We start from the raw sequence: 7,237 nt of genomic DNA, 5'->3' as shown, positions 1-7,237 counted from the left end.
CCTGCCTGACGGCAGGCCGTTACCGGCCCGCACACAAAAAATCTGACAGTCCCAAACGGTCGATTGACGCACGGAAATTTCACACCACCGCCAGCGTAATCAGCAGCCCGTTGCAGAGGGTTGCCCCTGCGCTTCTGAGCATCCCGATGTCGAGTTCAGACCATCCCCCGCCTGCCCGAGGCAGTAGGGTTCACCTTTGCATTCACTGCCCTGGAGCCCTCATGGCCAAGCCGATCACCGTACTGCGCGACACTCACCCCCTGCCCGTGCTGGACGCCTGCAAATGGGAAAAACTCGAAGGCGACCCGCATACCGTCAACCTCAACGCCTACACCAGCGAAGACGGCAGCAAGATCATGGGCACCTGGATCTGCACCCCGGGCAAATGGCGGGTGGACTACGTGAAGTGGGAGTACTGCCATTTCCAGGAAGGCTACTGCGTGATCACCCCGGACGGGATGGCACCGATCCACCTGCGGGCCGGGGATATCTTTGTGGTGGAACCTGGAATGAAAGGGACGTGGGAAGTGGTCGAGACGGTGCGTAAGTATTTTGTGTTTGCTTGAGCGGGTGGTGGCCAGGCAGAAAGCGATTCATAAAAACCGCCTCTGAACAGGCGGTTTTCACAAGAAAAGCCTATCGCCCCACGCCTGCCAGCACACCCGCTGGCTCAAGCTGCGCACCCTGCTCGAGCGCGACGGCCAAGAACTGCTGTTGATTGGCCGATAGGGATACGCCGCGCTTTTTTGCTTGCCCGGCAACGCTTAAGGCCGGCTGAGTTTTCTTGGCATTCGTCTTCATACAAGAAGGCTCCTTTCGGGGCTGTAGACCTTCGGCCATCTTAGGCGGGCTCCACAGAGATCACAAGGCGACGGCGGTTGTCAAAGACGAAGCCTAACTGTTCGTACAGGGGCACTACACCCGATTCAGGGTCCTGGATTTCAATATATTTGCAGCCAATCATCCGCGCATAAGCGTCAATCGCACTCAATGCCAGGGCGGCAATAAAACCTCTCAACGGATGGCACTTATCAGGACTGCCTTCAAGGAGCACCATCTTGATGGTGATTTTGCTGTCGCGAGGCGTTGCGTAACACAGTCCGCACAGGTGTTGCTCATACCAGATAGCCAAGTCAAAACCTTTGACGTCGCTTACTTTCCAGGCGGGAACGTCCTCCCAGGGAAACCGAACCTCGCCCTCCCACAGGTAAAACGCTTCAAGTGCTTGCCTATCAATAACATCCAATCGGACGAGCGATCCGTCCAGTGCCTGCCCGCTACCGAGCGTTATCCGCGAGCCGAAAAACTCCACTGTCGATTTTCTGGCCTGCGACTGGAACACCAGGTACTTGAGGGGGTTGGGATATTGACGCGCCATACCGATGAGAGTCGTCCGGGGGGTGAGGAAAACCACAAAGCGGTGTTCCCGAAAAGGACGAAAACCATACCAGCACGGCCGGACATTTCGAGCGGCCCATGAATGCAAGATCTTTCAGCCAGCCACTCAAATCGGCCATGGCGAGCAGCACGACTGCGCTCGCCATGCGTTAAAGCAACCCGTTACAACGGTTTGCGATAACCGTTGACGATCGCCGAGAAGTCCTTGCCGCCCTCCCCCCGCAGGCTCATCGCCTGATACAACTGCTGCGCCACCGCGCCAAGCACCACCGGCTGCTGGGCTTGGCGTGCGGCTTCGGTCGCCAGGCCCAGGTCCTTGAGCATCAGGTCTGCGCCAAAGCCGCCGGTGTAACCCCGCGATGCCGGGGCGGTTTCGATGATGCCCGGCCACGGGTTGTAGGTGTCCGAACTCCAGCAGCGGCCGGTGGAGCTGTTGATGATGCCCGCCAGCACTTGGGTGTCGATCCCCAGCGCATTGCCCAGGGCCATGGCTTCGCTGACACCGACCATGGTGATACCCAGCAACAGGTTGTTGCAGATCTTGGCGATTTGCCCGGTGCCCACCTCGCCGCAATGCACGATGTTCCGGCCCATCTGAGCCAGCACGGGTTGCAGGGTGGCGAACAGCGCCGGGGTGGCGCCGACCATGAAGGTCAACGTGCCCGCCTGTGCGCCACCGGTGCCGCCGGACACGGGCGCATCGGCCATGGCCACGCCGTGTTTGGCGGCGGCGGCGGCAACGTCGCGGGCGGTCTGGGGGTCGATGGTGCTGCAATCCACCGCCGGGACGCCGCTGCCGATCCCCGCAAGCACGCCGTCTTCACCCAGCCACACGCTGCGCACATGGGCAGCGGCGGGAAGCATGGTCAACACCAGCTCGGCGCCTTGGGCGGCGTCGCGCGGCGAGGCGCTGATGGTGCCGCCCAGCTCGGCCAGTTCGTTGAGCACGCTCTGGTTGAGGTCGAACAGGTTCAGCGCGTGGCCAGCCTTGATCAGGTTGCGGGCCATGGGCGCGCCCATGTTGCCCAAGCCGATAAATGCAATCTTCATGGTCGTCTCCCGGGTTCAGCGCAGGTTGATGGTGGTATTCACGCCATCGTTGACGCTGTCGTCGTCGAACCAGCGGCTGGTGACGGTTTTGGTCTGGGTGTAGAACTGCACCACTTGTTTGCCATACGGGCCCAGGTCGCCGAGTTTCGAACCGCGCGAGCCGGTGAAGCTGAAGAACGGCACGGGCACCGGGATCGGGATGTTGATGCCGACCTGGCCCACGTCGATCTCGCTCTGGAACTTGCGCGCCGCCGCGCCGCTCTGGGTGAACAGGCCGGTGCCGTTGCCGAAGGGGTTGGCGTTGACCAGCGCGATGGCCTGGTCGAGGGTGTCGACTTCCAGCACCACCAGCACCGGGCCGAAGATTTCCTGGGTGTAGATCTGCATGTCGGTGGTCACGCCCGAGAACAGGGTGGGGCCCACGAAGTTGCCTTGTTCAAAGCCCGGCACCTTGATGCCGCGACCGTCCAGTTCCAGCGTGGCGCCTTCTTTTACGCCGCTCTCGATCAGGTCCAGGATACGTGCCTTGGCGCGCTTGGAAATCACCGGGCCGATGTCGGTGCCCGCCTCGCTGCCGGCGTTTACCTTGAGTTTTTGCGCCAGCGCTTTCAAGTCCGGCAGCCACTGCTTGGCCGCCCCCACCAGCACCACCACCGAAGTCGCCATGCAGCGCTGGCCCGCCGCGCCAAAGCCTGCTCCCACCAGGGCGTTGAGGGTTTGTTCGCGGTTGGCGTCCGGCAGCACCACGGCGTGGTTCTTGGCGCCCATCATCGACTGCACGCGCTTGCCGTGTTTGCCCGCCAGGTCGTAGACGTGCGTCCCCACCGCCGTGGAGCCCACGAACGACACGGCCTTGATGTCTGTATGCGTGCACAGGGCATCCACCACGTCCTTGCCGCCGTGCACCACGTTGAGTACGCCCGCCGGAACCCCGGCCTCCACCGCCAACTCGACCAACAGCATAGTGGACAGCGGGTCCTGTTCGGACGGCTTGAGCACAAACGTATTGCCGCAGGCGATGGCCATCGGGAACATCCACAGCGGAATCATCGCCGGGAAGTTGAACGGGGTGATGCCCGCGCACACGCCGATGGGTTGGCGCAGGGTGTAGGTGTCCACGCCGCCCGCCACGTTCTCGGCGAACTCGCCCATTTGCAGGATGCCAATGGAGCACGCGTGTTCGACGACCTCCAGGCCCCGGAAGATATCGCCCTCGGCATCGGCAATGGTCTTGCCTTGTTCGGCGCTCAAGACCACGGCGATGCGCTTGGAGTGCTCGCGGATCAAGGCCTGCAGCTTGAGCATGATGCGCATGCGCGCGCCGATGGGCGTCAGCTTCCAGCTCTGGAAGGCGCGATGGGCGGCGTCGATGGCGGCGTTCACTTCACTGGCGGTGGCGAACGGGACTTTGCCCAGGACTTGCTGGGTGGCCGGGTTGACGATGTCTTGCCACTCGGTGGTTTGGGACTCGACCCACTCGCCGTTGATCAGCAACTTGACCTTTTGCACGGTGGTGTCGGCAGACGTAAGCGATGCGTTCATGAGGTCTCCAAGTCTTGTATTTATGTAGAGAACCGAGGCGTTGAATCGCCTGGGGGATGAGGCATTGAGGCGGTTTTTGGAGTATAGATGTGCAAACTTCCAATAAGAACGCACATAAAAGCCGGTCCAACATGCAAAAAAACATCACGTCGCTGGGCTCCCTGAACTGGGATGACCTGAAGTTTTTCCTTGAAGTGGCGCGCACACGCAAAGCCAGCACCGCCGCCAAACGCCTCGCGGTGGACTACACCACCGTGTCGCGGCGCATCACTTCACTTGAAGGATCCTTGGGCACCCTGCTGTTTGAAAAGTCGCGCACCAACGGCTTCGTCCTGACCCCCGAAGGCCAGCGCCTGATGGGCTACGCCGAGTCCATCGAAAGCACCCTGCATATGGCGTGCGAACAAGTGTCCGGCTCCGGCGTGGCACTCTCGGGGCATGTGCGCATGGGCTGCACCGAAGGCTTCGGCAGCTTTTTCATCACCCCGCAACTGAGCCATTTCGTCGACACCTACCCGGCCATCTCGGTGGACATCCTGCCCCTGCCCCACTTCATCAGCCTGTCCAAGCGCGAGGCCGACATCGTCATCGCCCTGGAGCGGCCCGAACATGGGCCCTACGTGTGCTGCAAACTGTGTGACTACAAGTTGCAGCTCTACGCAACCCGGGAATACCTCGACCAACACCCACCGATCCGCCGGGCGGCGGACCTGGCCGAGCATCCGTTCATCAGTTATGTCGATGACCTGGCGTTCAGCTCGGAGCTGCTGTACCTGGCCAACCTGGTGCCCGGCGCCAGCGCCAGCTTGCGCAGCACCAGCGTGATCGCGCAGTACGTGGCGGCGCAGCAAGGGCGGTCGCTGGCGATACTGCCGTGTTTTCTGGCGGCGCAGGACCCGCGGTTGCTGCCGGTGTTGGGGGAGGAGGTCACGATTACGCGGCAGTTCTGGATGTATTGCCGGGAGGATTTGAGGAAGCTCAAGCGCATCACCCTGTTGTGGGATTACATCAGGGAGGTGACGGAGCTCAATGGCCCGTTGTTGTTGGGGGAAACGCGGGAGCTTCGGTTTGCAGATTGAGCATCTGCAAGGAGTGAGGGAGCCACATCGTAGCGGTTAGGCATGCACCTGCAGCGACGTGTAACAGCGCTCGTTCACCGAGGAACCTTCCCAGTTTTGGGCTATGACGTCGCCCTATGAAATTTTTTGCGGCTTTTACACCGCTCAGATTCAGACGTTTCCTGCATACCCTCCTCGACGCTTCCCGTAGCCTGCCACGCGCTAGCTTGAAGGCTATTGTCTACGGACGAAAGACGCAAGGACGATGCTCGATGATTTCTTCTGCTCGACTGGGCGACAAACACCTCTGCCCGTTGCCGGGGCACGGTACTACCCCCATTGCGTCTGCAAGTGGTGACGTAAACATCAACTTTATGGGCGCTGCCCGTGTGGGCGATACGTGTGGGTGCGGGGCGGTCATCACGACAGGTTTTCCCTCTATTCAAGTAAATGGCCGTCCTATGGCCCACTTAGGGAGCCTTACCAGCCACGGCGGGACAATCATCACTGGGTCTGGCGATGTGGGTGGCGGCTTCGTCATGGGGGACACTGGTGGCGCGACCATTATTAACTTCATGGCGCTGGGAGCCTTCCGGCCAGACGGCTCCGTGGACGATGAGAAGATGGCGACCTTGTTGGCCGACCCCAATCTCAAGGAGAAAGCCTTGGCGGCGAACGCCTTGGTAGATCCTAAGGCAACAGGTAAGGAGCCTGAGCTGAAACCTGAAGAGAAAGCGGAACCGAAGGTCTGCAAAGATCCAGACAGGATGCAGGAGCTGGCGAGTTATATTGCCGATGAGATGAACCGCAACATAAAGAGCGCAGAAGTTCGGCAGATGCAGGATTTGAATAGCTTTGACCCAGCGGCGGAAACACGCAAGTACGCAGAGCTTCCGTTCTACATGAGGCTCGGGCCGGGGCCGGACTTCTACAGCTTGGCGCTGGGGAAGAAAGCCAAGGCTTTTGCTATCTGGACTGAGCGAGTGGGCCAAGATCGTCCTTGGGACCATAAGCCCAAAATCCGTGCAGCATTTGGCGGCATTTGGCATAAACAAGGAAAGTACGACTATTTTTATGATATTTGGTCGAACGTCCACTATGGCTATGTGGGCCGCGTTGCGGGCTTCTCTGAAAGCGTACTTGCAGATGGGGCAGGAGCCGAGCAGATAGTTTCAGACACTTGGGGAAAAGTAAGTGATATAACGAAACCAGCGGAAAGACGGAAGCACAGAGGTCCCCATCGCGCTGAAAATGTTGACGGTCTCCGTGCCTGGGACGACGACCCAGACCGTATATCTATTAGTATCGGAATTAAACTCTTTAACCAGCACCCAACTGGTGGGCTGACAGCAAAAATGGTTATGGATGAGGTTCTTGCAGTTACACCACAGGAATGGGGAGCAGGCGTCATTGAGCACAAATGTAAGGAAAATTAAGGCTCGTTACTTGGTCTTTTTCCTATTGATAGCGCCGCTGGTGACTTGGTACTTTGCTACTCCCGGCGTAATTATCCACTACCCTAAAGAAGCAACGGACGAACTGCGCTTACTTTGGAACACGCACGACCAGATTACTCGACAGCGGATGCTACCGGGCGAAGCTACATCGGAGTTTGGTTATGTATTCCCTGATGAGAACTTCTTTATGATGTTCTTTTGGTGGACAGACAGAGGTTTACGGAAATGCATCGATATTACCCCCAAGCGCTGGACAACGATAGACGTCTACCTCGATGGAACGGGTAAGGTTGATGTCGAAAGAACAGATCCTGACGTTATTGCTCGTTTGAAAAGATGCGAAGGTGAACCTGACCCTTTCCGGCCTTAAGGTGCCCAACCAGCACCACGGCAAGGTCACCCATCACAGCCACTAAGTAGAACGCAGACGACATTCCCAAGGCCTTCGACCAGAGGACCACCTTGGCTAACTCCCAGACTGACAAGGAGTAAACCAAGAAATCGACAGGTGACACGGTGGGTAGCCAGAGTGCGGATCGACACGGCTAAAACATCTCCTAATGTTGTTGCCCGCTTGAAGGCGTGTGCAGGTGAACCTGATCCTTTCCGGCCCTAAGACACCCAGCCAGCAACGCAGCAAGGTCATTGGCAGTATCACTCACAGGAGTGGGGTAAAGGATCGTGTCCCAGGAAGTGGTGTAACTCATCATGGCCTTGGCCGCTGAGTTTGCC

9 protein-coding genes are annotated in these 7,237 nt (G+C 59.1%); 4 read left to right on the top strand and 5 right to left on the bottom strand.

What is annotated here, in order from left to right:
• Positions 1-221: 221 nt before the first annotated feature.
• On the top strand, positions 222-566 hold the full coding sequence (locus ACW9H9_RS27965; protein ID WP_457346588.1) for a cupin domain-containing protein: 345 nt from the start codon (positions 222-224) through the stop codon (positions 564-566).
• A gap of 70 nt (positions 567-636) precedes the next feature.
• On the opposite strand, the gene ACW9H9_RS27960 is transcribed toward ACW9H9_RS27965, so the two are convergent.
• The 4 genes from ACW9H9_RS27960 to ACW9H9_RS27945 form a co-directional block, all read right to left on the bottom strand.
• Complete coding sequence (locus ACW9H9_RS27960) at positions 637-801, bottom strand: hypothetical protein (RefSeq protein WP_457346589.1); 165 nt, start codon at positions 799-801, stop codon at positions 637-639.
• 40 nt (positions 802-841) lie between these two features.
• Positions 842-1,414 (bottom strand): N-acetyltransferase, encoded by a 573-nt coding sequence (locus ACW9H9_RS27955; protein WP_457346590.1) that lies wholly within the window; start codon positions 1,412-1,414, stop codon positions 842-844.
• A gap of 146 nt (positions 1,415-1,560) precedes the next feature.
• Positions 1,561-2,448: a 3-hydroxyisobutyrate dehydrogenase gene (gene mmsB, locus ACW9H9_RS27950; RefSeq protein ID WP_457346591.1), complete on the bottom strand. Its 888-nt coding sequence runs from the start codon at positions 2,446-2,448 to the stop codon at positions 1,561-1,563.
• A 15-nt stretch (positions 2,449-2,463) separates the two neighbouring features.
• Entirely contained in the window at positions 2,464-3,990 is a 1,527-nt protein-coding gene (locus tag ACW9H9_RS27945; RefSeq protein WP_457346592.1) for a CoA-acylating methylmalonate-semialdehyde dehydrogenase, read from the bottom strand.
• Between the two features lie 131 nt (positions 3,991-4,121).
• On the opposite strand from ACW9H9_RS27945, the gene ACW9H9_RS27940 reads away from it, so the two are divergent.
• The 3 genes from ACW9H9_RS27940 (at position 4,122) to ACW9H9_RS27930 (ending at position 6,875) form a co-directional block, all read left to right on the top strand.
• Positions 4,122-5,069, top strand: coding sequence for a LysR family transcriptional regulator (locus ACW9H9_RS27940; protein WP_457346593.1), 948 nt, complete (start codon positions 4,122-4,124; stop codon positions 5,067-5,069).
• A gap of 251 nt (positions 5,070-5,320) precedes the next feature.
• Positions 5,321-6,484: a polymorphic toxin type 44 domain-containing protein gene (locus tag ACW9H9_RS27935; RefSeq protein ID WP_457346594.1), complete on the top strand. Its 1,164-nt coding sequence runs from the start codon at positions 5,321-5,323 to the stop codon at positions 6,482-6,484.
• Positions 6,414-6,875, top strand: a complete 462-nt coding sequence (locus ACW9H9_RS27930) for a hypothetical protein (protein ID WP_457346595.1) — start codon at positions 6,414-6,416, stop codon at positions 6,873-6,875. The genes ACW9H9_RS27935 and ACW9H9_RS27930 overlap by 71 nt, the downstream gene beginning before the upstream one ends.
• A 26-nt stretch (positions 6,876-6,901) precedes the next feature.
• On the opposite strand, the gene ACW9H9_RS27925 is transcribed toward ACW9H9_RS27930, so the two are convergent.
• Positions 6,902-7,048: a gp19.5 family protein gene (locus ACW9H9_RS27925; protein ID WP_457346596.1), complete on the bottom strand. Its 147-nt coding sequence runs from the start codon at positions 7,046-7,048 to the stop codon at positions 6,902-6,904.
• Between the last annotated feature and the right edge of the window lie 189 nt (positions 7,049-7,237).

The sequence above is a fragment of the Pseudomonas sp. SDO5215_S409 genome, from assembly GCF_054071325.1.
The sequence above is the reverse complement of the archived record's forward strand: the minus strand, read 5'-3'. Positions and strand labels throughout refer to the sequence as shown.

What these genes read in the sequence shown, in the direction of transcription:
- ACW9H9_RS27960 (WP_457346589.1), bottom strand. Translation starts at nt 801, where the DNA reads ATGAAGACGAATGCCAAGAAAACTCAGCCGGCCTTAAGCGTTGCCGGG.
- ACW9H9_RS27935 (WP_457346594.1), top strand. Translation starts at nt 5,321, where the DNA reads ATGATTTCTTCTGCTCGACTGGGCGACAAACACCTCTGCCCGTTGCCG.
- ACW9H9_RS27965 (WP_457346588.1), top strand. Translation starts at nt 222, where the DNA reads ATGGCCAAGCCGATCACCGTACTGCGCGACACTCACCCCCTGCCCGTG.
- mmsB (WP_457346591.1), bottom strand. Translation starts at nt 2,448, where the DNA reads ATGAAGATTGCATTTATCGGCTTGGGCAACATGGGCGCGCCCATGGCC.
- ACW9H9_RS27940 (WP_457346593.1), top strand. Translation starts at nt 4,122, where the DNA reads ATGCAAAAAAACATCACGTCGCTGGGCTCCCTGAACTGGGATGACCTG.
- ACW9H9_RS27945 (WP_457346592.1), bottom strand. Translation starts at nt 3,990, where the DNA reads ATGAACGCATCGCTTACGTCTGCCGACACCACCGTGCAAAAGGTCAAG.
- ACW9H9_RS27930 (WP_457346595.1), top strand. Translation starts at nt 6,414, where the DNA reads ATGAGGTTCTTGCAGTTACACCACAGGAATGGGGAGCAGGCGTCATTG.